This is a genomic window from Planctomycetota bacterium (assembly GCA_021414025.1).
Lineage (GTDB): Bacteria > Planctomycetota > Phycisphaerae > Phycisphaerales > SM1A02 > SYAC01.
In genome coordinates this window covers 32468-56723 of sequence record JAIOPG010000005.1, presented here as the reverse complement: position 1 = coordinate 56723, position 24256 = coordinate 32468, and the positions used below count along the sequence as shown (strand labels likewise).

The following is a 24256-nucleotide window of genomic DNA, read 5'->3' as shown; positions in this document are numbered from 1 at the left end:
CGTAGGCCGCGCCCTCCAACGAAACAAAGGTCCACCGCATGTCACCCATCCAGCTTCTCCTCGCCGGCGTCTGCTTTCTCGGTCTCTCCGCGTCGACTTCGATGATCGCGCCGACGGAACCAGTCGCCATGCCGATCCGCGCATCGGGAACTTCGGCGATTCTTCCGGACACGCCGCAGGGCCGCTGCGCCGCCGCCTGGATCAAGCTGGTCCAGGATGGCGGGCCGGAGGAGGCCCGCACCTTTGAGAAAAACTGGCGCGCTGCCAAGCGACTCTCCGAGACGCCGCTTGAACAGCGCGTTGCAAGGCTTCCCGAGTTGCGCAAGGAATTCGGCGCACTCACGCTGATGGAGGTCGGCCCGCCGTCGGCGTCCTCGCTGCCGACGAAGATCAATTCATCGATTCGCGGCGCGATCGATGTGGTGTTCGAGTTCGACGACCAGGGCAAGCTCGACGCCATTCAGATCACCTCCGGCGGCCCGATGGTGGCGAGCCAGCCTCTCAATGCGGAGCGTCGCACAAAACTGGTGGATGCCGCCGTCACGGCCCTGCGCGACGAGTACGTCTTTCCCGAGAAGGGCGCCGCGATGGCCGATGCGATCGCGAAAGCCAATGCCGCAGGCGCCTATGACGCGATTGCCGACGAGCGGGCTCTGGCCGAGCGTTTGACCCGGGACATGCGCGAAGTGACCCACGACAAGCACCTGGGCGTTTCCATTGCGCCGGCGAGCGACGAAGGGGAGCATTCGATGGCCCGGGAGTCCGACGACGAGGCTCGGCAGCAGAATTGGATGTTCAAGTCGTGCGAGGTGGCGCCGGGGAACATCGGCGTCCTGCGCTTCGACGCCTTCCGGCCCGACGACGAGGCCAAGAAAGTCGTCGACGCCTCCTTCGCCTTCCTCGCCCAGTGCGACGCGGTCGTCTTTGACATCCGGGCCAACGGCGGGGGCTCGCCGGTGCTGCTCAACTACATCGCCGGATATCTCTTTGACAAGCCGACCCTGCTCAACACCATGATGGATCGCACGGGATCGGTGATCGGCGAGGGTTACTCCGACGAGGAGATCGCGGGCACGCGCTTCGCCCGGGATCTGCCGGTGTTCGTGGTCACCGGTCCGCGCACCTTCTCCTGCGCGGAGGAGTTCGCCTACGACCTGCAGTCGCTCAAGCGCGCGACCATCGTCGGCCAGACCACCGGCGGCGGAGCGCATCCGGTGAAGCCGGTGCGGCTGGACGACCGCATGATCATCCGCATGCCGCATCTTCGCGCCAACAATCCGGTGACCCACACCAACTGGGAGGGCACGGGCGTGAAGCCGGATGTCGAGGCCCCCGCGAACCAGGCGCTGGAAAAAGCCCTGGAGCTGGCGCGGGCGCGAGTCGCCGCGGCCAAGAAGCCCTCCTGAGCCGAAGAATATTTTGAAGAGCCGCGCCCGGCGTGCCGTTCGGCCGGGCTAGGGGATGGAAGGCAGGCTTGCCGCAGGCACAAGCTCCAGCGCCCGCTCGAAGGCGAGATCGCGGCCGGAGAGCCAGTCGTCGCAGGACACAGGCACCAGGATGTCCGGATTGCAGGAGTCGGGCTTGTCCTTGGCGAAGGAGGGCGCATAGAGCATGTAGTTCACGCGCAGCAGGGAGTTGGGCAGCCAGTCCCAGCGGCACTCCATCCACGAGTCGGGGCGCTGGCCGGTGGGCTCACCGATGAGCGTCGCATGAGTGCGGCTCCTGAATTCCTCGGCGTTCATCCCCGCCGAGGAGAAGGTGCCGTGACCGATGAGCACCGCCAGGCGCTGGTGATCGTTCAGCCATTCGCGCTCGCGCACCCCGTCGATGAAGGGCTCGAGCAGCCCGCTGTTGCCGCCGCCGTTGCGGCGCAGATCGAAGACCACGACGCGCGGACGAAGCCGGTCGATCTCCTCGAGCGCGGCCTTGACGAATTGCGCCACGCTCTGATCCGGCGCGTTGCTGCAGGAGTCGTACCAGATGTAGAGCGCGCGACGGTCCTCAAAATATTGTGTGCCGTAGATGCGCTTCCCCGGACGGGGCAGGCGGGTGAAGCAGATGTTGCCCGGGTCCATCCCGCTGGTGATCGTGAAGGACTCGCCGCCGCGCCGCGGATACAGGAGGACCGTGGTCTCGCCGCCGCCGCGCAGGCGCACATGGAAGGGGACCGCGGTGGGATCATCGATGAGCCCGAGGCCGCTGAGGGTGTGCGCCTCGCAGAGGGGTTGCATGGAATTGAGCCGCAGGAAGGCCTCGTTCTCATGCGGCGTGACCTTGGCGATCTCCACGAGGACTTCGTCGATGCCGTGGTCGCCCACGCCGATCACGCGGGCGCCGCGGATCGCAGCATTGTCGTCGTCGGCCGCGGCAATCAGCACGCCGTCGGAGAGCCAGGCGCAGCCGATCGGCAGCCGCCCGGGAATGAGCCGGCCCCGCTCGGTGTGGACCGCGGTGTGGCCGGAGCCGATCGACGCCGCGATCTCCTGCAGGCGCACCACGATCTGGTCGTCGCGCAGATCGGGCAGATCCTTGCGCAGCGAAGCGAACTCCTCCTCGAAGCGTTCTCGCGGCAGCACCGCGTAGAGCCCCGCGTGGCGCGAGAGCAGGATCTTCTCGAAGGCGTCGATGTCCTCGCGCCACATGCGCAGCCGTTCCTCCTTTGAACCGGAGGCAATGACGGAGTCGATGGCGGGCACCGCGGTGTCGGGCAGCGCGGGTCGCGGCGGATCGAAGGCGCTGCAGCCCGCGAGGGCGAGCGTCGCGATCACGATCAGGAGGTTTCGCGGCATGGCGTGTTCCATTGGAAGCGGGAGACGTGAGTCGCGTCAACCTTGGATTTGTTTCAGCCTTGCTTCTCGGAGCCCGGGCCCGCCACCGCCGCAAGTTCGTCCAGCAGCGCCACGGCACGGCGCAGATGGGGAATGACGATGGAGCCGCCCACGATCAGACCCACGTTGAAGATCTCCCAGAGTTCCGCGTCGCTGCAGCCCAGCTCCTTGCAGCGGATGGTGTGGTAGGCGATGCAGTCGTCGCAGCGCAGCACCATGGAGGCCGCCAGCCCGGCGAGCTCCTTGGTTTTTGCATCCAGGGCGCCGGGCTCGTAGGTCTGGGTGTCCAGCGCGAAGAAGCGGTTGGTCACCAGATCTTTCTGGTCGAGGATTCGACGGTTCATTTTCTCGCGTTCGGTGCGGAATTCGGTCAGCCTGCTCATGCGCGCCTCCTTGTTGTGCGCGATGATATGTTCCGTTCATGAGCAACATTTCCACGAAGATCAAGAAGGAATTTCTCGAGCTGATTCCGCCGACGATCTTCTTCGTCGTCGCCCTCAACCTGGTGGCGTTTGTCCGATCCCTATCGCTGCATGGAACCGGTGTGCAGGTGCAATCCTGGTTCGCCATGACCGTGTCGGCGCTGCTGCTGGCCAAGACGGTGCTGATCCTCGACTTGATGCCCATTCTCAAGCGCTACCACCGGAGGCCGCTCATCTACAACATCCTGTGGAAGACATTGCTCTACCTGATCGCGGCAACCGTCATCCACTATGGCGAGGATGTGTACGGCCTTTGGGACAAGGCGGGGAGCCTGGAGGCCGCCAACCGGAAACTTCTCGACGAGATGCTCTGGCCGCAATTCTGGGCGATCCACATTTTCATGGCGGTGCTGCTGCTGATCTATTGCACGATGCGCGAGCTGGGGCGCCGGCTGGGCGCCGCCAAGATGCGCGAGATCTTTCTTGCTCCTGCTCCGGAGGCGGTCGCCTGAGAGGTGCGAACCGCGTTCGAGTGAAGCGCCTTCATCCCGGCCGCGCCGGATGAGCGCAAAAAAATCCGCCAGAGGAAGCCTCTGGCGGATTGGAATGCAATCGTGTTGGAATCAGGGGGCCTTCGGCACACCGCCGAGTGCCTTCGAGGCGTCGCCCTGCGCCTTGGCGGCCATGTCGGAGATCATCTTCTTGACCTGCTCGATGACATTGTTGACGGCCGTCTTCTGCTCGGGTGTGAGCTTTGCGTCGCCGGCGATCTTCTGGAGGTCGGCCAAGGCGCCGCTGTAGTCGGCTTTCTTGATCGCGGTAACGGCGGTGTCGGCCGCGGACTTCAGTCCGGCCTCGGCGTTGGCGAAGCTGTGCTGCAGTTGCGTGGTGTCGATGCTGCCGGATCCATCGCAGCCAAAGAGGGTGATGGAGCAGGCGGCGACGAGGGCGAGAATCAGTGCGTGCATTTTCATGTTGTGTCCTTTTGTAAGTGGTAGTCCAATGCGAACCGTGAAGAATAGCGTGTGCGGACTACACTGCGCGCAATGCACCGCCACGCGAAGTCGTCGCCGCAGACGCAATGGATCCGTTGAAATTCACCACCATCGGGCATGGCGGCATGGCGATCTGCAATCCGCTTGGCGAAGCGGCGCTTCGGGACGCGCTTGATGCGATCGTGTCGCGCCTGCCGACGGTTGGTGCACGTGCGATCGATGTCGGCTGCGGCAAGGCCGAGCTGCTGCTGCGCTTGATGGAGCGAAGAAAGATCGCCGCGATCGGCGTGGACATCAATCCTGCTTTTCTTGCGGAGGCGAGGGCACAGGCAAAGCTTCGTGGTTGCGCACTCGAACTGCGCCAGCACTCCTATGCGGAATTCCTTGCCCATCGCAATCCGGGCGACGCGCTCTTCGACGCAGTGCTCTGCATCGGCGCGAGCCACGCCGTTGGCTCGCCGCGTGAGGCGCCGGCGATCTTGGCGAAGCTGCTCAAGCCGGGCGGCTCGCTTTTGCTGGGCGAGGGCTACTGGCGCCGTGAGCCCGATCGGGAATATCTCTCCGCGCTCGGAGCGGCGCGCGACAACTTCGCCGATCACGCGGGCAACCAAAGGCTCGGCGCGGAGGCGGGACTCAAGTGCGTTCATGCTGTGGAGACATCCGTCGAGGATTTCAATCGATACGAATCAAACTATGGCGGCGCGATCGATGCCTACGTCGCCGCGCATCCGGAGGATCCCGACGGACCGGCGATGGCGGACCGAATCAAATCCTGGCGCGAGGCCTACATGCGATGGGGACGCGACACGCTCGGATTCGGCCTCTATCTTTTTGTGGTGCCGGCGAAAAAATGAAGCAATGTCCGGTCAACATCTCCGCACTTGCCCGCGTTGCGCTGGCCATGCTGGTCGTCGCGCTGGCGGGATGCGCATCGCAGCAATTCGCAAAGACATCCACTGCGAAAGACAAAGACGTCGCGCCGCAGGTGTCCGGCGAGGTCATCGGGTTTTCCGTGAAAGGCAAGCCGATCGAGTGCGTCACGCTGGGCGACGGACCCGTGACTGTGCTTCTGCTCGCGTCGATTCATGGCAGCGAACCCGCGGGGATGCCGCTGCTGAACGAGCTCGTGCTGCGACTGCGAAAGCAGCCGGAATCGCTCAAGGGTCGGCGCGTGCTGGTGATCGCGCAGGCAAATCCCGATGGCCTGGAGGCGAAGAAGCGCCACAACAATCATGGCGTCGACCTCAACCGAAACTTCCCATCCACGAATTGGGAGGAACGACATCGGCAAGGCAAGTCGCCCTCGTCGGAGCCTGAGAGCGCCGCGTTGCGGGTGTTGATCGAGTCGCGGAAACCGGATCGCATCATCAGCATTCATCAGCCGCTGGGGTGCATCGACTTCGACGGTCCCGGCGAATCGCTGGCCAGGGCGATGGCGTCGGCGTCGGGCCTGCCGGTGAAAAGACTTGGCGGCCAATCCGGCTCGCTCGGTTCATTCGCGGGCAATGACTTGGGAATTCCCGTCATCACGGTCGAGTTGCCGGGCGCGACGACGCGGCTGGACAACGAAGCGATGTGGAAGAAGTGGGGGCCGATGCTTCTGGAAGCGATTCGGCATGAGCGAGTGAGATCGAACGCGCTCGAGGAGCGTCACCGATCCTTGGGGTCGTCAGTCTGCGCACTCTCAAGCCGGTAGAGACCGATGAGAAAAGAACCGGCACGGTAGGGCTCGACGATGAATCTTCCGCGGATGGTTCCGAAGCTGATCGAGTGCTTCGCTCCGAGCCGCATGGGCGTGACCAGCTCCGCCTCGATGCAATCAAAGGGCGTCGGCGGCAGCCCGACGCAGCACCCGTCCCAACGATTCTGCATGACCAGCAGTTCGATGGTTTCCTGGCCCCACAGCGGCGGCGCCAGATATCCGCTGATCTGCACCCATGTTCCGTTGAGCATCGACAGCCGCTTGGGCGGTATGTCGCGCGGTCCGTTGAGGTCCATGGTTTCATGGGCGCTCTTGAGCAATTCCCAGGTGATGCGATAGGGATCGAGCTCGGTGCCGGAACCGAGCACGGTGTATTTGCCGTCGATTTCGAGTTGATCGCCGTTGACACGCTTGAGCTCCGTGACCGGCGCCGTTGGTGCGGAGGAAGCGGGGGTTGAAGGTTGCGCGACTGGCGTGGTCGGCGTCGCAAGCGGCGCCGTGGGTTGCGTTGTCGCGAGCGGAGTCCTCGTCTCGACCCCTTCATTCACGGATATTTCGGTATCGAATTTCTTGGCGCTGTGCGGCCAGAATGCGGCCGCCGCGCCGATTGCTATGGCAAGGACAAGAATGGAGATGAAGAGCTTCACGCGCGCGTCTCAAAGAGATGCCGCAAGATTAGGCCGGAAATGTCCCGGCACGAAATGAAATCGGATTCGGGCATCAGGGCATTTTCCGCGAGCACAACCGGTTCGAGCCCCTGAGCAACCTGCGCGCGTCCGTGGGTGCCCTTGACCAGCGACGCATCCAGCGGCGTGAGCCGCAGCGACGAGCGAAAGCCCAAGGCACGAGCCAGTTTGAATTTCGCCACGCGCAGCGCCGGGAGCGAGATCTCCGGATCGACGAGCAACTCGCAGGGGTCGAAGCCGGGCTTCTTGTGGATGTCGACGCAGCGGGCGAAGTCCGGCGCACGCGCATCATCAAGCCACCACGGATAGGCGAACCAGGCGCCGGGTTTGGCGACCAGCACCAAGTCGCCGCCGCGCGAGTGGTCAAGACTCAGTTCAGCCTGCGCCTTTCGATCGAGCACCCTCTCCACTCCTTCAAGCGAAGCGAGCACCTTCGCCGCCTCGGGAATGTACTTCGCATTCCGCACATAGACATGCGCAACCTGATGGTCGCACAAGGCGAACGCGGGAGAGGACATCGGCTCGAGCATGTCCCGGCCCAGCTCGTCGCGCACCTCCACCAGTCCAGCCTGCCGCAGCGCCCGATTGGGATGGACCTGCTGCGTCGCCGCCTCGATTCCATATTCACTCAAGACGATCGGCCGCGCCTTGCGCTCCGCGCAAGCATCCAGCAGCGCGCCGACGATCCGATCGACCTCGCGCAGCTCCTTGTTCAGCGAAGGCGCCTGCGGCCCCTCGCGCTGCAGCACATAGTCCAGATGCGGCAGATAGATCAGCGTGAGCGCGGGATCGTGGTCGCGCATCACCCGCAACGCCGCCTGCGCGATCCAGTCGCTGGAGCGGATGCCGGCCCGCGGTCCCCAGAAATCGAAGAGCGGAAAGCGGCCGAAAGCCTGTTGCAGCGACTCCCGAAGCTGCGGCGGCTCTGTGGACACATCGGGAATCTTCCGCCCATCATGCGTGTAGATCGGCCGCGGCGTGACCGACCAGTCGCAGGTGGAATTCATATTGAACCACCAGAAGAGATTGGCGGTGGTGCACTTGGCGTTGCGAGCCTTGGCCGCCTCCCACACCTTCTCGCCATGCATCAGCGCGTTGGATTGCCGCCACAGGCGCGCTTCGCCCTGCTCGCGGTCGTACCAGCCGTTGGCGACCACGCCATGATCGCGCGGCGAAAGGCCGGTGAGCATGCTCGCCTGCGAGACACAAGTGACCGCGGGAAAGTCCGGACGCAGCGGCCGCGTCCCGCCGAGCGACCTCGCCAATTCCTTCAGCCGCGGGGTGTGGGCGCCGATGTGCCGCGCCGAAAGCCCGACGACATTGATGACGACCGTGCGCGTGCAGCCGGAAGCGTGTTCAGTGGTCGCAGTCGAGGGCATGTCCGCAAGAGTAGGGAATCAACCTCGATCCAAGCGGTGAGGTCATACGTCGATCAACTGCCCGCGATGCGGCGCTGCATCAGCGTGGTGAGGATGAAGCAGCCGATCGCCGCGTAGGCCAGTCCGGGCTGGTTGAGGATGCAGAGGTTGGCGGCGTCCATCAATGAGAGCGCCGCAATCCAGTGCATCACTCCGGCGTGCGTCGCCTTGGGACGGACGATGCGGACCAGGCCGCGGTAGATCGCGAAGCCGGTCAGTGCCAGCGACACCAGATAGGTGGCGGCCATGAAGGTGTCCATCGGCGGCAGGACGCGCATGGCGATGGCCCCGAGCGGAGCGACCGCGGCCACTGCGATGAAAGCGGTGGCGCCCATGGTGCGAAGGTTCCGCCGCCACGCGGGCCTTCCGTCGTTTCGCGACATTTCATTGCGCGCCGCCAGCGAGATGCCACCGGTCGCCAGCCCGAGCGGCATTGCGAAGAACACCAGGATGGTCCAGTCGGGCGACTGGTTGGGCGCAAGCGCGATCGCCGTGATGACCGGCACCAGCCCCCGGCAGACGCCCATGAGCAGCGGCCCGGAGAACTTCGCCAGGTGCAGCATGTTGTAGGCCAGCACGGCGCTGCCCAGGAGCAGAACCCACGGCACCATCACCGGCAGCATCAGCGTGCAGGCGAACATGCCCATCGCCAGCAGCCCGACGCCGATGAAGAGCGCGGTGTTGGAGGAGATCTGCGCGGAGGGGATCGGCCGGTCGGGTCGCTCGCGCGCGTCGACGACCTGGTCGAGGTAGTCGTTGATCGCCATGCCGGCGATGTAGATCATCAGCACGCCAAGCGTCACCGCGGCCAGGTGCGCGAGGTTTGGAAAAGTGCCCGGTTCCATGGCCGCCGCGATCGAGGCGCCCACCAGCGAGTTGGTGACGACGGTGGGGACATTGGAGATCCGGAACAGCTTGAGAAACGCCCCGATGCTGTTGCGGCCTTCGGCGGCCAAGGCAAGGGATGGAGTCGCTTTGTCGCTCATGCTCTGAGGCGGTCGGCCGCGGCGCCCGATGTCGTTGTGTCGTCAACCATGCATGGATTCCCGCGGCTCGGCGATGTTCACCGCACAGGCCTGAGCGTATCGGATTTCCTGCACGATTCCCTCCTCAAGTTTTTCCTCGACGGAGTCGCCGGCCTCATGGGGAAGCTGGGTCCAGGCGTAGGTTTCGACCTCGATCAGCGGCGCTTCGGCAAGCCGCGCGGCCGCCTCCAGTGTTCCGGCGATCGCAGCCGAGGTGGTCTCAAGCCCGTTGATCATGGCGTGGTGGATGGGCACGTGCCAGTGGCAGCGCCACTCCTCGGTGGCGGCGCCCGGGGCGGCGCTCATCTCGACGGGCGCGTCGGCGAGGAAATTCGGGATGTCCTCCCAGAGACGCCGCGCGGCGCCGAACCCGGTCGCGACCTGGTGCAGATAGCGCGGCTCGTCGAACTGGGCCAGCGCGGCGAGGTCATGCTCCGAGCGCGATCCCTTGATGGCGCTCGAGAGCTGGACGCGATTGATGGTGACGCCGGCCTTGGCGCAGCGCTCGAAGAATTCGTAGGGGGGCTCGCCCATGACCGCGCCATGGCAGACGTCCACGCACGCCCCGATGTGTCGGCGCAGCGGCGCGGATGATTTCGTGGTGGTCGGAAGGCAGTGGGCAAAGAATCCGACGAGCTCCTCGCTGGTCTGGATGGCGCAGCCCGGCTCCGGCTCGAGGTCAAGCGTGATGTGGAGCCCGGTGCTCTTCTCGATGGCGTGAAGTCGCGCGGCGATCTGCTCCAGCGCCGCGGAGGCGATGCCCACCGAGGCGCCGCTGCCGCGCGCGGAAAAAGTCGAGCGCCACCCCAGCGGCAGGGTGCTGATGCTGACGCGCTCGGCGCCCTCGGCCACCAGCGAAGGCAGAAGTTCCGCGACCGCCAAGGTGTAGTGGGCGCGGCGGCCGTCGGTCCAGTCGGGCTCGTAGACCGCGCGCTTCACGCGGCTGGCGTGGAAATTGCCGTAGGGAAAGGCGTTGATGGCGACGAACGAAAGGCCGAGGTCGCGGGCCTCGTCGCGCAGATGGGCGGCCCGGCGCGGCTCCTCCGCGAGCTCGCGAATGGTCTCGGCCGAAAGCCAGAGCGACACGGGAAGCGTGTGCTGACCCAATCGTGCGGCGATGCGGGCCATCGCTCCCGTGAGGGACTCGCGCAACTGCTCAAGGTTGCGGCCGGGATGAACGTTGGCGCAGTAGCCGATCGGCGTCATGACCTTGCGACCGGCGCCGTGGAAGAGCGAGGAATTATTCCACGCCCTTGGGAGGCGCGGGTGGCTTGGAGCCCGAATCGCTTCCACCTCTGAGATCGGGACCCTTCTCCTTGACCTTCTTCTTTTTGTGAGGCACTTCCTTGCCCAGCGCCTTGGCCAGCGGCGCTTCCATGTCCTGGGGATTGCCGATCCAGGCGAGCTTGCCGCCCTTGCCGACGATGAAGGCGCAGGGAATGGTGTTCTGCTTCGCGGCGCGCATCCAATCGCGGCTCATGGTGCCGTCGGAGTCGAAGGCGATGCGGTAGTTCATCTTGTCGCCCTGCTTGGTCACGAAGGTCTGCACCTTGGCGAGCATCTTCGCGGCCACGGCCTTCGGGTCGGACGCTTCGGCGGGATCCGCCTTTGCATCGGGCCTCTCGGAGGCGGCGACGCCGATCACCACGAGGTCCTTGGGATTCTCGTTCTGATCCGCGGTGAGTTTGGGAATGGAGGCGAGGCAGGGGCCGCACCAGGTCGCCCAGAACTCGACCACATAGACTTTTTCAGGATCGAATTCCTTGACCTCCTCGCCTTTCACCCAGGTGTCGATGGTGAGCGCGGGCGGGAGCGCTCCGGCGACGAGCACAGGGCCGGTGGCGGGAGGCGCGGTGGAGGGCGAGGCGACGGGCGGCGATGCGGCCGGGGCAGCGGGCGGCGCGTTGAAGGCGAGCAAAAGTGAGACGAGCGTTGCGATGGGCATGGAAATCTCCTGGCCATGATCCTAGCAATGAGCCCGAATCGGGAGAAGCCGGGACTTTCACAAAGCGTGGATTTTTGCGGCATCGACGAGCATTTTGACGATGCCGAGACCGAGAGCCTTGTCCTCGGTCCGCTCCGGGTGCCATTGCACGCCGACGTAGAAGGCGCGGTCGGGCATCCGAATCGCCTCGAGCACGCCGTCGTCACTCAAGGCCAGAGTTTCAAAGGGACCCGCGGCGCCGATCGCCTGATGGTGGCTGCTGGTCACCGGGCCGGCGCCGATGGAGCCGGCGATGGCGTGCACCTTGTTGCCGACGTGACGGTCGCCATCCTTGATGACATCGTGCAGATGCTGAATGAGCGGGCAGCCGCCATGCACTCCCATGAGCTGCATGCCCAGGCAGATGCCCAGCACCGGCAGGTCCGGGCGCTGGTCGAGTGCCTTGAGCAGCGCGAACTCGCTCCGCTGGCGAAGCGCCGGCATGGTCTCCGCCTTGGGATGCAGCGCTTGGCCGAGCGGTCGCACGTCGATGTCATCGCCGCCGGTGAAGAGCACGCCGTCGAGTGCGTCCAGGGTTTCCTTCGCGGTCGCCAGGTCGGGATCGGCCGGAATCAGGAAAGGAATGCCCCCCGCGTCACGGACTGAGGCGACATAGGCGCGGTGCAGCAGATAGAAGGTCTTGCCATTTTCCTCGCGCACATTGCAGGAAATTCCGATGATGGGCCGCGGCATGCGGCCAGTTTACGCAGAGCGAGCGCGGGCGTCGCGGCTTCAGCTTCGGAGGCCGTTACGCAGAGGTGTCGCGCGGGGCTTGCGGCTTGGGCATCGAGCGAAGTCGAGTGGAGGCGACGAAGGCCGCGGCCAGCGCCGCGGTCGAGATCCACCATCCCTTGGCGACGCTCTGCGAGAGCACTTCGCGCTCGAGCTGCTGCAGCGGCTGGTCCGCGCTCAGCTCCTGAATGGCGCCGCGATCTCCATGCGAGGCGCGGCGCAGCAGTTCGCGGGCCGCCTCCTGCTGCGGCGCAGACACAGCCTTGGCCACGCGGTTGGTGATGCCGGATTCGTGGGCAAGAAGAATCGTGGAACCCACCACCGCCACGCCGAGCGTGCCGCCGATCTGCCGCAGCGTCTGCACCAGCCCGCTCACCTGGCCGCGCTGCGCGGGGGCGACGCGGCTCATCGAATCGGTGTTCACCGGGCTCATGACGAAACCGATGCCGGTGCCGAGGATCGCCATGCCCAGGGCGAGCAGCGGATAGATGGAGAGCGGTGGATAGGCGCCCAGTGGCGCGGCGAAGGCCTGCGTGGCCATGCCGATCGTGCAGAGCAGCGTGCCGATGAGGGCGGGGCGGCGCACGCCGACGCGGTCGTAGAGTCGCCCCGCAAAATGAATGACCAGGATCACCGGCGCCAGCATCGGCAGCAGACTGGCGCCGGCCATGAGCGGATCGAAGCCCAGCACGCTCTGCGCGTAGATGCTTCCATAGATGACCAGTCCGGTCATGGCGAACTGCGTCGCGAAGAGAATCGACGCATCGATGGCGATGGCGGGATCGGCGAAGAGGTTGATGTTCAGAAGCGGGGCGGGATGGCGGCGCTCCCACAGGATGAAGATCGGAATCAGCACCAGGCCCACGAGCAGCGCGGCGGCGACCCAGGGATGGCTCCAGCCGCGGTCGCTTCCCTCCATGAGTCCCCAAACGAACAGCGGAAGTCCGGTCAGCAGAAGCAGCGCGCCGACGAAATCGGTTCCGCGCTTGGTGGCAGGATGATCGACCGGCCGCGCCACGAAGGTGAGCGCGATCGAGGCGAGGGCGACCGGGACGTTGAGCCAGAAATTCCAGCGCCAGCTGGCGAACTGCGTGATCGCGCCGCCGATGACGGGACCGCCGGCGAGAAAAAGCATCGGAATGCCTGCATAGACCGCCATCGCCTTGCCGCGCTCGCCCGGCGCGAAGCTGTTGACCACCAGACTGGCGCTGGCCGGCTGCATGATCGCCGCCGCGAGTCCCTGCAAAGCGCGGGCCAGGACCAGTTCGCCGCCGCTGGAGGCGAATCCGCACCAGACGCTGGCCACCGCAAAGAGCGTGACGCCGAAGAGAAAGACGCGCACGCGTCCGAAGGCGTCGGCGGCGCGGCCGCCCAGGGCCACGCAACTGGCCAGCAGCAGCACATAGGAGTTGATGACCCACTGCGATTGCAGTGGCGTCAGGGCAAGGTCGACCTGGATGGTCGGCAGAGCCACGCCGACCACGGTGGTGTCCAACAGGATCATGCACAGGCTTCCCGTCATGGCGAAGAGCGTGAGCCACTTGCGCGTGTTGACGGGATTGGCGTGGTCGTGCGTGGTCATGCAACAGTTGGACGAAGGGGTTCGGCGCTGAAGTTCTTGCTCTGCGAGAGGAAGGCGCGCGGATTGTCGAAGCTGATCTTGTGGATGTCGGCGGCGGTGTGGCCGCGGGCCCGCATCGACAGGACCGCCTTGGGCACCGCCAGCGGATCGCTGTGACCCCAGTCGCCGGCGGAGTTGATCCAGATCCGGTTGGTCCCATGCATCTCGATGATGTCGACGGCACGGGCCGCGGTGCACTTGGTGTCCGGATAGAGCGTCATGCCCGCCCAGAATCCGCGCTCCAGCACCAGCCGCACCGTGTGCTCCTCGACATGGTCGACCAGGATCCGCGCGGGATCGAGCTTGCCGTGGGCGCGGATCGCGTCAAGAATCAGCCGCGTCCCCTTGAGCTTGTCCTCCAGGTGCGGCGTGTGGATGAGCACCAGCGCGTTGTGCTTCGCGGCGATCTCGAGGTGCTCCTCGAACACCGCGAGCTCCGTCCTGCTGTTGCGGTTCAGGCCGATCTCGCCGACGCCCAGCACGTTGGGCCGCTCCAGAAACGCAGGGATCATGCTCATCACCTCGCGCGCGAATCCGTGATCCTCCGCCTCCTTGGGGTTGATGCAGATCCAGGAGTGGTGGCGGATGCCATAGGCGGCGGCACGGCGAGGCTCGGTCTCGGTGAGCTGGCGGAAATAATCCTGGAAACCCGCGGGGCTGCTGCGGTCGAAGCCCGCCCAGAAGGCGGGTTCGGTCACCGCCACGCAGCCCGCCACGGCCATCCGCGCATAGTCGTCGGTGGTGCGGCTGACCATGTGGATGTGCGGATCGATGTACATGCGTGGTCAGGTCTTGGTATTCGAGCTCAGGTCTTGGGAGTTGGATGCACGCCGCGGGCAGCCTTGCCGTCGGCGCGGGCGGCGGGCTCGGTGGTGGGATCGCTCCACGATTTCAAGATGCGTTCGGCGCGGGCAGGGGAGGTCTCCAGCGCGATCCGAAGCGCCGCGCGGATCGCCTCGACGCGGAAATCCGGTGTTGCATCGCCACCCGCGCGGTCGAGCCGGTCGAGAAAGGCCGCAATGTCGAGGACCTTTGCTCGGGCCTCGATGAAGCCGAGATCGATCAGAGCCTTGCGATCCAGGGGCGGCGTGCCGGCGGGCGTACTCATGAAGCCAGTGTACGAAGCGAAGCGACGGCTTTGCGGATGTGCTGTGGGTCGACGACCGCAACTTCCTCCGCCGATCCGATCGCGGTGAGCAGCGGAATGGAGAACATGCCGCCCAGGTGCTGCCGAAAGTGCTCGAGACCCTCCTCCAGTTCGTCCCCGTTGGCGAGCCGCGGATGCCAGATCGGAAGTTCGAGCGATGTCAGCGTGGCGATGATGCGCGTGGCGACGGAGGGCTCAAGCATTTTCATTTCAACCGCCAGCAGCGCGTCCAGCGCGATGCCGATGCTCACCGCCTGCCCGTGCGGTACGGCGAAGCCGCTCATGGCTTCGAGTCGGTGCGCGCTCCAATGGCCGTGGTCCAGCGGCCGCGCGGTGCCCAGCTCGAAGGGATCGCCCCCCTCAAGGATGTGCTGCCGATGAAGCCACGCGCTGCGGCGAATGACGGACTGCGCCAGGTTCAGGTCGCGTGAGACGATGGCCGAGGCGTGCGAATGGATTTGCTCGAAGAGCTCGGGATCCTTCAGCAGCGCGATCTTGACCGCCTCGCTGAATCCGCCCAGCCAATGTTCGATCGGCAGGGTGGCGAGAAAGTGTCCATCGCAGAGCACCGCCCATGGTGCGGCAAAGGAGCCCAGCGAGTTTTTCTGCCCGAACGCGTTCACGCCGCACTTCACGCCCATCGCGGAATCGTCCTGCGACAGCGTGGTGGTGGGGACGCGAACCAGCCTCACGCCGCGGTGGGCGATCGCCGCGCCGAAGCCGACCGCGTCGAGCACGGCGCCGCCGCCGATTGCGATCACCGCGCCGTGGCGGCTGACACCATGATCAAAAATGCTCTTGGCGACATGCTCGGTGAATTTCAAGCCATCTTTGCAAGCCTCGCCGCCGGGAATGGTCTCGATGTGCGCGAGCTTGGGTGCGGGACCCGGCAACGCGGCGAAGGCTCCCAGAAGTTGTCCGCCCAGCTCCGGCCAGTGTTCGGCGACGCCCGAGTCGATGAACGCGACGCAGTTTCGGTGGATCCCTTCCATCGCCGCGGCGAACGCGGCATTTCCCGGCGACAGAATTTGGTCCGACCACCAGACGCGGTGATCCAGCACGGTGCCGACCTGCGTGGTCCAGGCGTGCTCCGACTGCGACTGGGATGAGATCCACGGATTGGACATCACAATGAAGAGTAGGGCGTCGACCGCCGTTGAACAGCGGCCAAAGCGTGGCCATGGAAGCGTGACGAAATCCAAGCGGCTCCGCTATCGTGAACGCATGCAATTCGCAAAATTATTGGTAGCGCTGCCCCTGATGTCGCTCCTTTGCGGGAGAGCGGCGGCCCAGAACACCGGCGAGACCCAAGACCATTCCGGACATTCGCATGCGCCGGCGGCAGGTTCCGCTCCATCTTCGGGAACGGCAACCGGCGCGGCGCAAACCGAAAGTCCCGCGCTTGATCCGCTGCGGGATGCAGGCGTTCCGCAAGGAGAGCGCATCGCCGCAATCAGCGCCAAGGCCAAGAGCGCTTCCACCTCTCTCGCCGCGGCCACGCTCGCCGAAATCGAGGCATGCGACGCCTGCCTGGGTCGCAACGATCTCACCATGATTCTCGCCGCACAACCCGTGGCTGATTTGAAGGCGCTTGCCCCAACACTTGTCGCCAAAGCAAAAGATTCACCGAGCCGCATCGTGAAGGCCGCCTGCATCCGTGCGCTCTTCATGCTTCCGGAAAGCGATCGACCAAGCGAAGCTGCGAGTTGGAAACCGGTCGTTCTGAAGACCACGACCGTGCCCGGGAAAATGGCGTGGGACCCGAAGGAGTTCACGGTGTCGCATGATGCGGTCGTCGCGGTCGTAATGACGAACCCAGATTCCATGCAGCACAACTTGCTAGTGTGCACGCCGGGATCGCTCAGCGAGATCGGGGTCGCTGCGGACAAGCTCGGCGAGGGCGCGATCGGCAAGCAGCGGCAATATGTGCCCGACTCGCCGAAAGTGCTTGAAATCATGGGGCTCACCGCACCCAACACCACGGGAGAGCTCTGGTTCATCGCGCCGACGAAGCCCGGCACCTATCCGCTGATCTGCACCTATCCGGGCCACTGGCGGATGATGAACGGCAAGCTGAAGGTGCAATGATGCGATGGCGCTCCTGGCCCGCGAAAGAGCGGCCGCTTGCCGCGACGGGAGCGTGCGGAGCGCTGCTCCTTCTCACCGCGGGCGTCGCCCTGACTTCGGGCGACTGGATGTGGGGAGCACTCGCGCTGCTGGGAATGTTTCTCGCACTAATCCGATTCTTTCTGCCCAGCGATGTGGAGTTAACGGATGAGAAGATCACGCTGCGCGAGCCGCTTCGGGTGCGCACCATGCCGTGGAAATCCGTCCGATCATGTCGCGATGGTGGCGACGCAGTTCTGTTGACCGTGACTCGGTCGCGTCGATCATTTCGCGGAAGCATGCAGGTTCCGCTGGGCCGCGGTGAATCGGTCGTCGACCGCAAGAGAAGCATTTATGCGCATGTCGCTCATGCTGGCGCACAGACGCCTCTTGCCGATGGACAGCCGCCTATCGCAAGCGGGCGAGGCGGGTAAAGTTTGCCATGACTGCGGAACCGATACGCACCGAAGCACCATGATGACCACCGACCCGCAAAATGCCGGACCAAAAACATGGCGAGAGAAAATCCGCCACGCCTTCGCGGTCGATCCGCCCGGCCCGGCCGAACCGACGGAGGCGCAGCGTGAGGTCGTGGAAAATCTGCTGGGCAAAATTGTGGCCCGTGGCATGGCACAGCCCGCAGGCATCTTTCTGGAAAGCTGGCGGCCGATGGGCGTGCTGACGGGGCAGGGCATGCAGGCGCTTGCGCCCTTCGCCGGAATCGTGATGGATCCCGCAGCTTGGAAGGAAGTGGCGAACTATCTCGATCGGCGCGGCGCGATCCCCTGGATGCTCGCCCGGCTGGATGAACTGGAAGCGCAGCGCGAGGCGGGAAGGCGCAAGACAGGCGATTCGGGTGCGGAGAATCCCGCAACGAAAGCACCGCAACCCCCTTCGCCGGGCGTGTAGGCTCCAACCCTCCAAACGGTGACCCTCGTGAAAGCAGGAATTCAAAAAGAAGATCTCGAAATCGTCGTCGTCACCGACTGCGGCAGCACGACCACCAAGGCAATCATGCTGGAGAAGAAGGATGGCCACTGGCGCCAGACTTTCCGCGGCGAGGCGCCGACCACCGTCGAGGAGCCGCTGGCGGACGTCACCATGGGCGTGGTCAACTCCGTCACCGAGCTGCAGGAGCTTTCCGGCCGCAAGCTGATCGACAACGACGGCAAGATCATCCGCCGCACTTCGCGCAGCGACCCCAACGGCTGCGACATCTACGTCAGCACCTCCAGCGCCGGCGGCGGCCTGCAGATGATGGTCGCGGGCGTCGTGAAAGAGATGACTGCCGAGAGCGCCAAGCGCGCCGCACTGGGTGCCGGCGCCATCGTGATGGACACCATCGCCGGCAATGACAAGCGCAAGCCGCACGAGCAGATCCAGCGCATCCGCGAACTGCGCCCCGACATGGTGCTGATTTCCGGCGGCACCGACGGCGGCGACCAGCGCAAGGTGGTGGAAATCGCCGAGCTGATCGCGCCGGCCAAGCCGCGCCCGCGCTTCGGCGGCGAGTACCAGCTTCCCCTGATCTACGCGGGCAACCGCGACGCCACCGCGGCCATCCGCAAGGTCTTCGACGCGCCCGGCTTCGACCTTTCCGTGGTCGACAACCTGCGCCCCACGCTGGAGCGAGAGAACCTCGGCCCCGCCCGCGAAAAGATCCACGACGTTTTCCTTGAGCATGTGATGGCCCACGCCCCCGGCTACGACAAGCTCATCGGCTGGGCCGACGCGCCGATCATGCCAACGCCCGGCGCCGTCGGCGACATCCTGCAGGAAATCGCCAAGCGCCGCGGCATCAACGCGGTCTGCGTCGACATTGGGGGCGCCACCACCGACGTCTTCAGCGTCTACGACGGCGTCTTTAATAGAACAGTCAGCGCCAATTTGGGAATGAGCTACTCCATCTCCAATGTCTGCGCGGAGGCCGGCCTCGATCAAGTGCTGCGCTGGGTGCACGTGGACATGGATGAGCGCGAGCTGCGCAATCGCGTCAAGAACAAGATGATCCGCCCGACCACGATTCCGCAGACGCTCGAGGCCCTGATCTTCGAGCAGGCGGTGGCCCGCGAAGCGCTGCGTCTGGCGTTCATTCAGCACCGCGCCTTCGCCACCAATCTCAAAGGCGTGCAGCAGCAGCGCACGGTCGGCGACGTTTTCTCGCAGCAGGAGGCGGGCTCCAGCCTAGTCGATCGCATGCGCATGGACTTGCTGATTGCATCCGGCGGCGTGCTCAGCCACGCGCCGCGCCTTGAACAAACCGCAGCGATGTTGCTGGACAGCTTCGAGCCCGAGGGCTTCACCGAACTCGCCAAGGACAGCATCTTCATGATGCCGCACTTGGGCGTCTTCGCCAGCGTGCACACGCAGGCGGCCTTCGAGGTGGTGGTCAAGGATTGCCTGGTCGTGCTGGGCAGCGCGGTCTGCGCCAAGGGCCAGGGCAAGACCGGCAAGCCATGCTTCGCGTGGACCATGAAGGTCGTCAAGCAGGGCGATGGCCCGACGAAGGACGCCGACGCGAGCGGCAGCCTGAACTGCGGCGACATCGCACAGATTCAACTTTCCGCCGGAGCGGAAGCGGAAATCGAAGCCAAGCCCGAGCGAGGCTTCGACTTCGGGCAGGGCCCCGGAAAGCCCGTGACGCGCAAGGTGCGCGGCGGTCCGTTGGGTGTGGTGCTGGATGCGCGCGGCCGGCCGCTTGAGTTGCCAAAGGATCCCGCCGAGCGCCGCGCCAGTCTGAACAAATGGATCAAGGCTCTCCACGTCTATGGCTAAGGCATACACACCAGGTCTTCGAGTCAGCTCGCGCAGCGTCTACCGCACGCGCCGCGCGCTGCCCACGGCGGGCAAGGTGCAGGTTGCGATGGGCGACCGCGTGCAGGGCTCGACAGTGGTCGCCTACACGCAGCTCGAAGGCGACGTCACCCCAATGAAGGTGGCGAGCCTTCTCGCCTGCCCGCCCAAGGATCTGCCCGGCCTGATGCTCAAGAAAGTCGGCGACAGCGTGAAGCAGGATGAGCCCATCGCCCGCAGCAAGGGCGTCTTCGGCATGATGAAGACCGAGGTGAAGGCCGCGGCCACCGGGACGATCGAGAGCGTGAGCGATTCCAGCGGCATGGTGCTGCTGCGTGGCGCGCCGCTGCCGATCCAGATCATGGCCCACGTGCCGGGCCGCGTGGTCGAGGTGATGGCCAATGAAGGCGCCGTGATCGAGACCGACGCGGCGCTGGTGCAGGGCATCTTCGGCGTGGGTGGCGAGGCGCGCGGACCGATCATGTTGGCCTGCAAGGCCGCCGAAGAAGAGCTGCACGAGGATCTGATCCGCCCCGAGATGAAAGGCTGCGTCGTCATCGGCGGTGCGCGCATGACCGCCGCCTCGATCGCCAAGGCGAAGTCGATCGGCGTGGCCGCGATCGTCTCGGGCGGCATGGATGACGCTGACCTGCGCGACTTCCTCGGCTACGACCTTGGCGTGGCCATCACCGGCAGCGAAAAGTGCGGGCTCACACTGATTTTGACCGAGGGCTTCGGCGAGATCGCCATGGCGCGGCGCACCTTCGATCTGCTGGCCTCCCACAAGGGCCGCGAGGCGAGCGTGAATGGCGCCACCCAGATCCGCGCAGGCGTGATGCGGCCGGAGATCGTCATTCCCCTGGATGCCGCCGCGCCCGGCGCTGCCGAGTCGGCGCCCGACACAGGCGGGGAACTGGCTCCGGGCGTTTGGGTCCGCATCATCCGCGACCCCCACTTCGGGCTGCTGGGCACGGTGTCGGCGCTGCCCTCAAAGCCGGCGATGCTGGACTCCGGCGGCAAGGCCCGGGTGCTGGAAGTGGCGCTGGAGCGCGGCGGCACCGTGACCGTCCCCCGGGCCAATGTCGAGCGCATCGAAACGTAAATTTTTGGTTACAGTGCCCGCCATGCGGAGCACGCGAGTGATCCCTTCCCGGCGTTTCACGATTCATTCGTGGATGTGTGTCGCCTTCCTTTTCATTTCGATCGGTTTCGCCAAGGCGTCGCAGGCCTCGTCCTTGACGCACATGGCCTCGCTCGAAGCCGCCGCGGTTCTGGCCTCAGACCCGCCTCAAGCGGCGGATGCGAAGGCGCCCGAGCCTGAAAATGGCTGGTTTAATCAGGGCAAAACCGCACTTTTCCTCTGGATCATCTTCGTCGGCCTGGCGGTCACCGTCTCCGTGGCCATGGCCAAGCGTGGCCGCCCGATGAAGATCCGCCGCATCGCCGCACTCGAGGCCGTCGACAACGCCGTCGGCCGCGCCACCGAAATGGGTCGCGCGATCCTCTTCGTGCCCGGCATTCAGGACATGGACAACATCCAGACGGTCGCGGGCCTGACCATGCTTGGGCGCGTGGCCAAGACCGCCGCCGAATATGACGCCACGATCGAAGTGCCCACCAGCCGCTCGCTGGTGATGGAGGCCGCCCGCGACGTGGTGCGGGCCAGCTACCTCTCGGCGGGGCGGCCCGACGGCTTCTCCAACGACCGGATCAACTACATCACCGACGAGCAGTTCGGCTATGTGGCCCACGTCGCCGGCTACATGGTCCGCGAGAAGCCCGCGACCTGCTTCTACATGGGCTGCTTCTACGCCGAGAGCCTGATCTTCGCCGAGACCGGCAACGCGATCGGCGCCATCCAGATCGCCGGTACCGCCGAGAGCAGCCAGCTTCCTTTCTTCGTCGCGGCGTGCGACTACACGCTGATCGGCGAGGAGTTCTTCGCGGCGAGCGCCTATCTGAGCGGCGAGCCCGCACAACTTGGAACCCTGCGCGGTCAGGACGCGGGCAAGCTCGCCGTCATGGTGATGGTGGTGCTGGGTGCCATTGTTGCCACCATCGTGGCACGCTCGCCGGATTCCACCGGCGCCGCCGGCGTTCTCGATTTTCTCTACAAGATGGTGGGCGGCTAAGGCATGAAGCGCGTCATTCCACTCTGGATCGCGGTCATCGCCGGCTTTGGCATCCTCTTCAGTTCCTTCATTCCCGTGGCCGAGCGCGCCGGCGAAATGTTCGCCGACATCTTCAGCGTGATCGCCGCCATCGCATTCATTCTCGGCGCCCTCAGCCTGGCCAAGCAGCATCTGGGCAAGCTCAGCCGGCGCGAGGCGGGCTGGGGCTACAGCATCATCACCTTTGGCACCTTCATCGCCATGCTCTTCATCGGCATGAGCAAGATCGGCATCCATCCCAACACGCAATATCCGCAGGCGCCGTACAGCGGCGGCAACGACACCGAGGGTTCCGCCTTCATGTGGATGTACGAGTATGTGATGACCCCGCTGACCAGCACGATGTTTGCCCTGCTGGCGTTCTTCGTGGCCAGCGCCGCCTTCCGCGCCTTCCGGGCCAAGAACACCGAGGCCGTGCTGCTGCTGATCACCGCGTTCATCATTCTGCTCGGGCGCACCTTTGCCGGAGTCCTGCTGACCGGCTGGCTTCCCGATTGGGCCTCGGGGCTGCGCCTGGAGAATCTCAGCGTCTATGTGATGCAGGTCTTCAACACGGCGGGCAGCCGCGCCATCATGATCGGCATCGCGCTGGGCGTGGCCGCCACAGGCCTGCGCATCCTCTTCGGCCTCGACCGCAGCTGGCTGGGCGGGGGTGACGCATGAGCCCAAGCAATTCCTGGTTCGAGCGGCTGGACCGGATCGACCGGCGCTGGATCTTTCTGCTGATGTTCCTCGCTGTGTCCGGCCCGATCCTCTGGATCGGCATCACCGGCAAGACCCTGCCCGAGGCGCCGACGCTCGCCGCCAAGGCCGCCTTCGACGAGATCGACAAGCTGCCCGCGAAGAGCCTGGTGCTTTTCTCCTTCGATTACGACCCGGCGAGCTCCGGCGAGCTGCAGCCGATGGCCACGGCCCTGATGCATCAATGTGCCCAAAAGGGGCTGCGCATCGTCTTCATCGCGCTCTGGCCGCTGGGCAACCAGATGGCGCAGCAGACCATCCAGGAGGTCATCCGCACCGACTATCCGGCGATGCGCGAGGGTGAGGACTTCGTCAACATGGGCTTCCAGGCGGGCAACGAGGCGGTGATGAAGCTGCTGCTCACGGATTTCGCCATCGCCTTCCCCAAGGATTCGCGCGGCGAGGCGACCAGCACCATCCCGATCCTCAAGGGAGTGAAGTCAGTCGGTGATTTTCCGCTGCTCATCTCGGTCAGCGCCGGCTACCCCGGAAGCAAGGAGTGGGTGCAGTACGTGGTGAGCGCCCGCAACGACAAGCTCAATTTCATCGCGGGTTGCACCGGCGTCAGCGCCTCGCAGCTCTATCCCTACTTTCCGCAGCAGATTGCGGGTCTCCTGGCCGCCATCAAGGGCGCGGCGGAGTATGAGTCCATGGTCAACTCGTCGATCGGCGGGGAGATCTCGCCGAAATACCAGCAGGCACAGCGCCGCATGGCACCGCAGCTGGTCGGCCATCTGCTGATGGTGGGACTGATCATCGCCGGCAACACGATCTTCTTCGCCCGCCGACACCGAGGTGCCGCATGAGCCGCCAGCGCAAGACATGGCTCGTCATCGGGGCGATCTTCCTGGCCTTGCTGGTGGTGCGGGGCATGACCGGGCAGGGGCTGGGGCGCATCTATGTGCAGCGCTCGGAGGTCACCGCGACCATGCCCGGTGCGGGTGACGGCACGAAGGCCGCGGCGCCCGGCACGAATCCGACGGTGCCGGGTCAGGGCGCCGGTTCCAAGGACGCCAAGGTCGTCGCAGCCGCGGGAGAAACAGTCGTGTGGGCGGAGTGGAAGGAAGTTCCGCCGCGGGCATTCGCGGCCGCACAGCAGGCCAATCCCTCCCAGAGCGCCATCACGCTTTCCTGGCCGCGCACCATCGGACTTTGGCTCGCCGCCTTCTTCACGCTCGCGGTTTTCAGCTTCCTCTACGCCGACAATCCCTTCTACAAGGTCGCCGAGGCGACGGTGGTCGGCGTCAGTGCGGCGTACTGGGGCGTGATCGGTTTCTGGGACACGCTGGTGCCGAAAATGTTCGGCGCACTCACACCCGGGCTGGTGAAATCGATGGTGCAGCCATCGCTGGTCGACCCGGTGATGTCGCAGAAAATCAGCATGGCCCTCGCCCTGATCCTGGGCGTGATGATGCTGTGGCGCCTGATGCCCAAGGGCGGATGGATCAGCGCCTGGCCGCTGGCTTTCATCGTGGGCGTCACCGCCGGATTGAAGATCGTCAGCCACATCGAAAGCGACCTGATGGCACAGGCGCAGGCCACCATGAAGCCGCTGATTGTGACGGTCGCCGGAAGCGGTGGAGCCACCGACCTCTGGGCCAGCCTCTGGGCGAGCGTGGCCAACATCATCCTGGTGACCGGCGTGATCTGCTGCCTGGTCTATTTCTTCTTCAGCGTCGAGCACAAGGGCGCGATCGGCGGCGCGGCTCGCGTGGGTATCTGGTTCCTGATGATCACCTTCGGCGCGGCGTTCGGCTACACGGTCATGGGTCGCATCGCTCTGCTGGCGGCGCGGGTGGAGTTCCTCTTCGACGACTGGCTCTGGCTGATCGACCCGAACCACTTCCGAAGCTCCGGGCTGTAGGCAAGAACTTCGATTGGGCAC

25 protein-coding genes are annotated in these 24256 nt (G+C 65.2%); 12 read left to right on the top strand and 13 right to left on the bottom strand.

Annotated features, from left to right (window positions below):
* Nucleotides 1-38: 38 nt before the first annotated feature.
* Complete coding sequence (locus K8R92_06430) at nt 39-1406, top strand: S41 family peptidase (GenBank protein ID MCE9619527.1); 1368 nt, start codon at nt 39-41, stop codon at nt 1404-1406.
* 48 nt (nt 1407-1454) lie between these two features.
* On the opposite strand, the gene K8R92_06425 is transcribed toward K8R92_06430, so the two are convergent.
* On the bottom strand, nt 1455-2789 hold the full coding sequence (locus tag K8R92_06425) for a hypothetical protein (GenBank protein MCE9619526.1): 1335 nt from the start codon (nt 2787-2789) through the stop codon (nt 1455-1457).
* Nucleotides 2790-2842: 53 nt separating this feature from the next.
* Nucleotides 2843-3211 carry a carboxymuconolactone decarboxylase family protein gene (locus tag K8R92_06420; GenBank protein MCE9619525.1) on the bottom strand — a complete coding sequence of 123 codons (369 nt, stop codon included), beginning with the start codon at nt 3209-3211 and terminating at the stop codon, nt 2843-2845.
* A gap of 38 nt (nt 3212-3249) precedes the next feature.
* On the opposite strand from K8R92_06420, the gene K8R92_06415 reads away from it, so the two are divergent.
* On the top strand, nt 3250-3762 hold the full coding sequence (locus K8R92_06415) for a hypothetical protein (GenBank protein MCE9619524.1): 513 nt from the start codon (nt 3250-3252) through the stop codon (nt 3760-3762).
* A gap of 111 nt (nt 3763-3873) precedes the next feature.
* On the opposite strand, the gene K8R92_06410 is transcribed toward K8R92_06415, so the two are convergent.
* On the bottom strand, nt 3874-4224 hold the full coding sequence (locus K8R92_06410) for a hypothetical protein (protein ID MCE9619523.1): 351 nt from the start codon (nt 4222-4224) through the stop codon (nt 3874-3876).
* 107 nt (nt 4225-4331) lie between these two features.
* Between K8R92_06410 and K8R92_06405 the strand changes: the two genes are divergently transcribed.
* Together K8R92_06405 and K8R92_06400 are read left to right on the top strand one after the other, a co-directional pair.
* Entirely contained in the window at nt 4332-5099 is a 768-nt protein-coding gene (locus tag K8R92_06405) for a class I SAM-dependent methyltransferase (GenBank protein ID MCE9619522.1), read from the top strand.
* Nucleotides 5096-5941 carry a DUF2817 domain-containing protein gene (locus tag K8R92_06400; GenBank protein ID MCE9619521.1) on the top strand — a complete coding sequence of 282 codons (846 nt, stop codon included), beginning with the start codon at nt 5096-5098 and terminating at the stop codon, nt 5939-5941. The genes K8R92_06405 and K8R92_06400 overlap by 4 nt, the downstream gene beginning before the upstream one ends.
* Here K8R92_06400 and K8R92_06395 read toward each other — a convergent pair.
* From K8R92_06395 to K8R92_06350, 10 genes are read right to left on the bottom strand one after another with little or no spacing between them, the layout of a single operon-like run.
* Nucleotides 5896-6594, bottom strand: a complete 699-nt coding sequence (locus K8R92_06395) for a hypothetical protein (GenBank protein MCE9619520.1) — start codon at nt 6592-6594, stop codon at nt 5896-5898. The genes K8R92_06400 and K8R92_06395 overlap by 46 nt on opposite strands.
* Nucleotides 6591-8012, bottom strand: coding sequence for an alkaline phosphatase family protein (locus K8R92_06390; protein ID MCE9619519.1), 1422 nt, complete (start codon nt 8010-8012; stop codon nt 6591-6593). The genes K8R92_06395 and K8R92_06390 overlap by 4 nt, the downstream gene beginning before the upstream one ends.
* Before the next feature lie 53 nt (nt 8013-8065).
* Nucleotides 8066-9037: a UbiA family prenyltransferase gene (locus K8R92_06385; protein MCE9619518.1), complete on the bottom strand. Its 972-nt coding sequence runs from the start codon at nt 9035-9037 to the stop codon at nt 8066-8068.
* A 42-nt stretch (nt 9038-9079) separates the two neighbouring features.
* On the bottom strand, nt 9080-10282 hold the full coding sequence (eboE, locus tag K8R92_06380) for a metabolite traffic protein EboE (GenBank protein ID MCE9619517.1): 1203 nt from the start codon (nt 10280-10282) through the stop codon (nt 9080-9082).
* Nucleotides 10283-10316: 34 nt separating this feature from the next.
* The gene (locus tag K8R92_06375) at nt 10317-11021 is read right to left on the bottom strand and encodes a TlpA family protein disulfide reductase (GenBank protein ID MCE9619516.1); all 705 of its coding nucleotides are present in this window, start codon (nt 11019-11021) and stop codon (nt 10317-10319) included.
* Between the two features lie 57 nt (nt 11022-11078).
* Nucleotides 11079-11753 (bottom strand): gamma-glutamyl-gamma-aminobutyrate hydrolase family protein, encoded by a 675-nt coding sequence (locus K8R92_06370; protein MCE9619515.1) that lies wholly within the window; start codon nt 11751-11753, stop codon nt 11079-11081.
* 55 nt (nt 11754-11808) lie between these two features.
* Nucleotides 11809-13374 carry an MFS transporter gene (locus K8R92_06365; GenBank protein ID MCE9619514.1) on the bottom strand — a complete coding sequence of 522 codons (1566 nt, stop codon included), beginning with the start codon at nt 13372-13374 and terminating at the stop codon, nt 11809-11811.
* On the bottom strand, nt 13371-14192 hold the full coding sequence (locus K8R92_06360) for a TatD family hydrolase (protein MCE9619513.1): 822 nt from the start codon (nt 14190-14192) through the stop codon (nt 13371-13373). The genes K8R92_06365 and K8R92_06360 overlap by 4 nt, the downstream gene beginning before the upstream one ends.
* Nucleotides 14193-14218: 26 nt before the next feature.
* On the bottom strand, nt 14219-14521 hold the full coding sequence (locus K8R92_06355; protein MCE9619512.1) for a hypothetical protein: 303 nt from the start codon (nt 14519-14521) through the stop codon (nt 14219-14221).
* A complete protein-coding gene (locus K8R92_06350) occupies nt 14518-15687 on the bottom strand; it encodes a 3-dehydroquinate synthase (GenBank protein MCE9619511.1) in 1170 nt (389 codons plus the stop codon). The genes K8R92_06355 and K8R92_06350 overlap by 4 nt, the downstream gene beginning before the upstream one ends.
* A 97-nt stretch (nt 15688-15784) precedes the next feature.
* Here K8R92_06350 and K8R92_06345 point away from each other — a divergent pair, with 97 nt between their 5' ends.
* The 8 genes from K8R92_06345 to K8R92_06310 all read left to right on the top strand — a co-directional run bounded on the left by K8R92_06345 (nt 15785) and on the right by K8R92_06310 (nt 24235).
* The gene (locus tag K8R92_06345) at nt 15785-16648 is read left to right on the top strand and encodes a hypothetical protein (protein MCE9619510.1); all 864 of its coding nucleotides are present in this window, start codon (nt 15785-15787) and stop codon (nt 16646-16648) included.
* 378 nt (nt 16649-17026) lie between these two features.
* Entirely contained in the window at nt 17027-17575 is a 549-nt protein-coding gene (locus tag K8R92_06340) for a hypothetical protein (protein ID MCE9619509.1), read from the top strand.
* A gap of 105 nt (nt 17576-17680) precedes the next feature.
* On the top strand, nt 17681-19441 hold the full coding sequence (locus K8R92_06335) for a glutamate mutase L (GenBank protein MCE9619508.1): 1761 nt from the start codon (nt 17681-17683) through the stop codon (nt 19439-19441).
* The gene (locus K8R92_06330; protein ID MCE9619507.1) at nt 19434-20561 is read left to right on the top strand and encodes a hypothetical protein; all 1128 of its coding nucleotides are present in this window, start codon (nt 19434-19436) and stop codon (nt 20559-20561) included. The genes K8R92_06335 and K8R92_06330 overlap by 8 nt, the downstream gene beginning before the upstream one ends.
* Before the next feature lie 22 nt (nt 20562-20583).
* Nucleotides 20584-21591 (top strand): hypothetical protein, encoded by a 1008-nt coding sequence (locus K8R92_06325; protein ID MCE9619506.1) that lies wholly within the window; start codon nt 20584-20586, stop codon nt 21589-21591.
* A 3-nt stretch (nt 21592-21594) separates the two neighbouring features.
* Complete coding sequence (locus K8R92_06320) at nt 21595-22293, top strand: hypothetical protein (protein MCE9619505.1); 699 nt, start codon at nt 21595-21597, stop codon at nt 22291-22293.
* Nucleotides 22290-23177, top strand: coding sequence for a hypothetical protein (locus tag K8R92_06315; protein MCE9619504.1), 888 nt, complete (start codon nt 22290-22292; stop codon nt 23175-23177). Before K8R92_06320 ends, K8R92_06315 begins: the two co-directional genes overlap by 4 nt.
* Complete coding sequence (locus K8R92_06310) at nt 23174-24235, top strand: hypothetical protein (GenBank protein ID MCE9619503.1); 1062 nt, start codon at nt 23174-23176, stop codon at nt 24233-24235. Before K8R92_06315 ends, K8R92_06310 begins: the two co-directional genes overlap by 4 nt.
* The last annotated feature ends 21 nt before the right edge of the window (nt 24236-24256 follow it).

Bases quoted from the DNA above. Each gene is read 5' to 3' on its own strand.
- K8R92_06430 (MCE9619527.1), top strand. From the start codon at position 39: ATGTCACCCATCCAGCTTCTCCTCGCCGGCGTCTGCTTTCTCGGTCTC.
- K8R92_06425 (MCE9619526.1), bottom strand. From the start codon at position 2,789: ATGCCGCGAAACCTCCTGATCGTGATCGCGACGCTCGCCCTCGCGGGC.
- K8R92_06420 (MCE9619525.1), bottom strand. From the start codon at position 3,211: ATGAGCAGGCTGACCGAATTCCGCACCGAACGCGAGAAAATGAACCGT.
- K8R92_06415 (MCE9619524.1), top strand. From the start codon at position 3,250: ATGAGCAACATTTCCACGAAGATCAAGAAGGAATTTCTCGAGCTGATT.
- K8R92_06410 (MCE9619523.1), bottom strand. From the start codon at position 4,224: ATGAAAATGCACGCACTGATTCTCGCCCTCGTCGCCGCCTGCTCCATC.
- K8R92_06405 (MCE9619522.1), top strand. From the start codon at position 4,332: ATGGATCCGTTGAAATTCACCACCATCGGGCATGGCGGCATGGCGATC.
- K8R92_06400 (MCE9619521.1), top strand. From the start codon at position 5,096: ATGAAGCAATGTCCGGTCAACATCTCCGCACTTGCCCGCGTTGCGCTG.
- K8R92_06390 (MCE9619519.1), bottom strand. From the start codon at position 8,012: ATGCCCTCGACTGCGACCACTGAACACGCTTCCGGCTGCACGCGCACG.
- K8R92_06385 (MCE9619518.1), bottom strand. From the start codon at position 9,037: ATGAGCGACAAAGCGACTCCATCCCTTGCCTTGGCCGCCGAAGGCCGC.
- eboE (MCE9619517.1), bottom strand. From the start codon at position 10,282: ATGACGCCGATCGGCTACTGCGCCAACGTTCATCCCGGCCGCAACCTT.
- K8R92_06375 (MCE9619516.1), bottom strand. From the start codon at position 11,021: ATGCCCATCGCAACGCTCGTCTCACTTTTGCTCGCCTTCAACGCGCCG.
- K8R92_06370 (MCE9619515.1), bottom strand. From the start codon at position 11,753: ATGCCGCGGCCCATCATCGGAATTTCCTGCAATGTGCGCGAGGAAAAT.
- K8R92_06365 (MCE9619514.1), bottom strand. From the start codon at position 13,374: ATGACCACGCACGACCACGCCAATCCCGTCAACACGCGCAAGTGGCTC.
- K8R92_06360 (MCE9619513.1), bottom strand. From the start codon at position 14,192: ATGTACATCGATCCGCACATCCACATGGTCAGCCGCACCACCGACGAC.
- K8R92_06355 (MCE9619512.1), bottom strand. From the start codon at position 14,521: ATGAGTACGCCCGCCGGCACGCCGCCCCTGGATCGCAAGGCTCTGATC.
- K8R92_06350 (MCE9619511.1), bottom strand. From the start codon at position 15,687: ATGTCCAATCCGTGGATCTCATCCCAGTCGCAGTCGGAGCACGCCTGG.
- K8R92_06345 (MCE9619510.1), top strand. From the start codon at position 15,785: ATGCAATTCGCAAAATTATTGGTAGCGCTGCCCCTGATGTCGCTCCTT.
- K8R92_06340 (MCE9619509.1), top strand. From the start codon at position 17,027: ATGTCGCTCATGCTGGCGCACAGACGCCTCTTGCCGATGGACAGCCGC.
- K8R92_06335 (MCE9619508.1), top strand. From the start codon at position 17,681: ATGCTGGAGAAGAAGGATGGCCACTGGCGCCAGACTTTCCGCGGCGAG.
- K8R92_06330 (MCE9619507.1), top strand. From the start codon at position 19,434: ATGGCTAAGGCATACACACCAGGTCTTCGAGTCAGCTCGCGCAGCGTC.
- K8R92_06325 (MCE9619506.1), top strand. From the start codon at position 20,584: ATGCGGAGCACGCGAGTGATCCCTTCCCGGCGTTTCACGATTCATTCG.
- K8R92_06320 (MCE9619505.1), top strand. From the start codon at position 21,595: ATGAAGCGCGTCATTCCACTCTGGATCGCGGTCATCGCCGGCTTTGGC.
- K8R92_06315 (MCE9619504.1), top strand. From the start codon at position 22,290: ATGAGCCCAAGCAATTCCTGGTTCGAGCGGCTGGACCGGATCGACCGG.
- K8R92_06310 (MCE9619503.1), top strand. From the start codon at position 23,174: ATGAGCCGCCAGCGCAAGACATGGCTCGTCATCGGGGCGATCTTCCTG.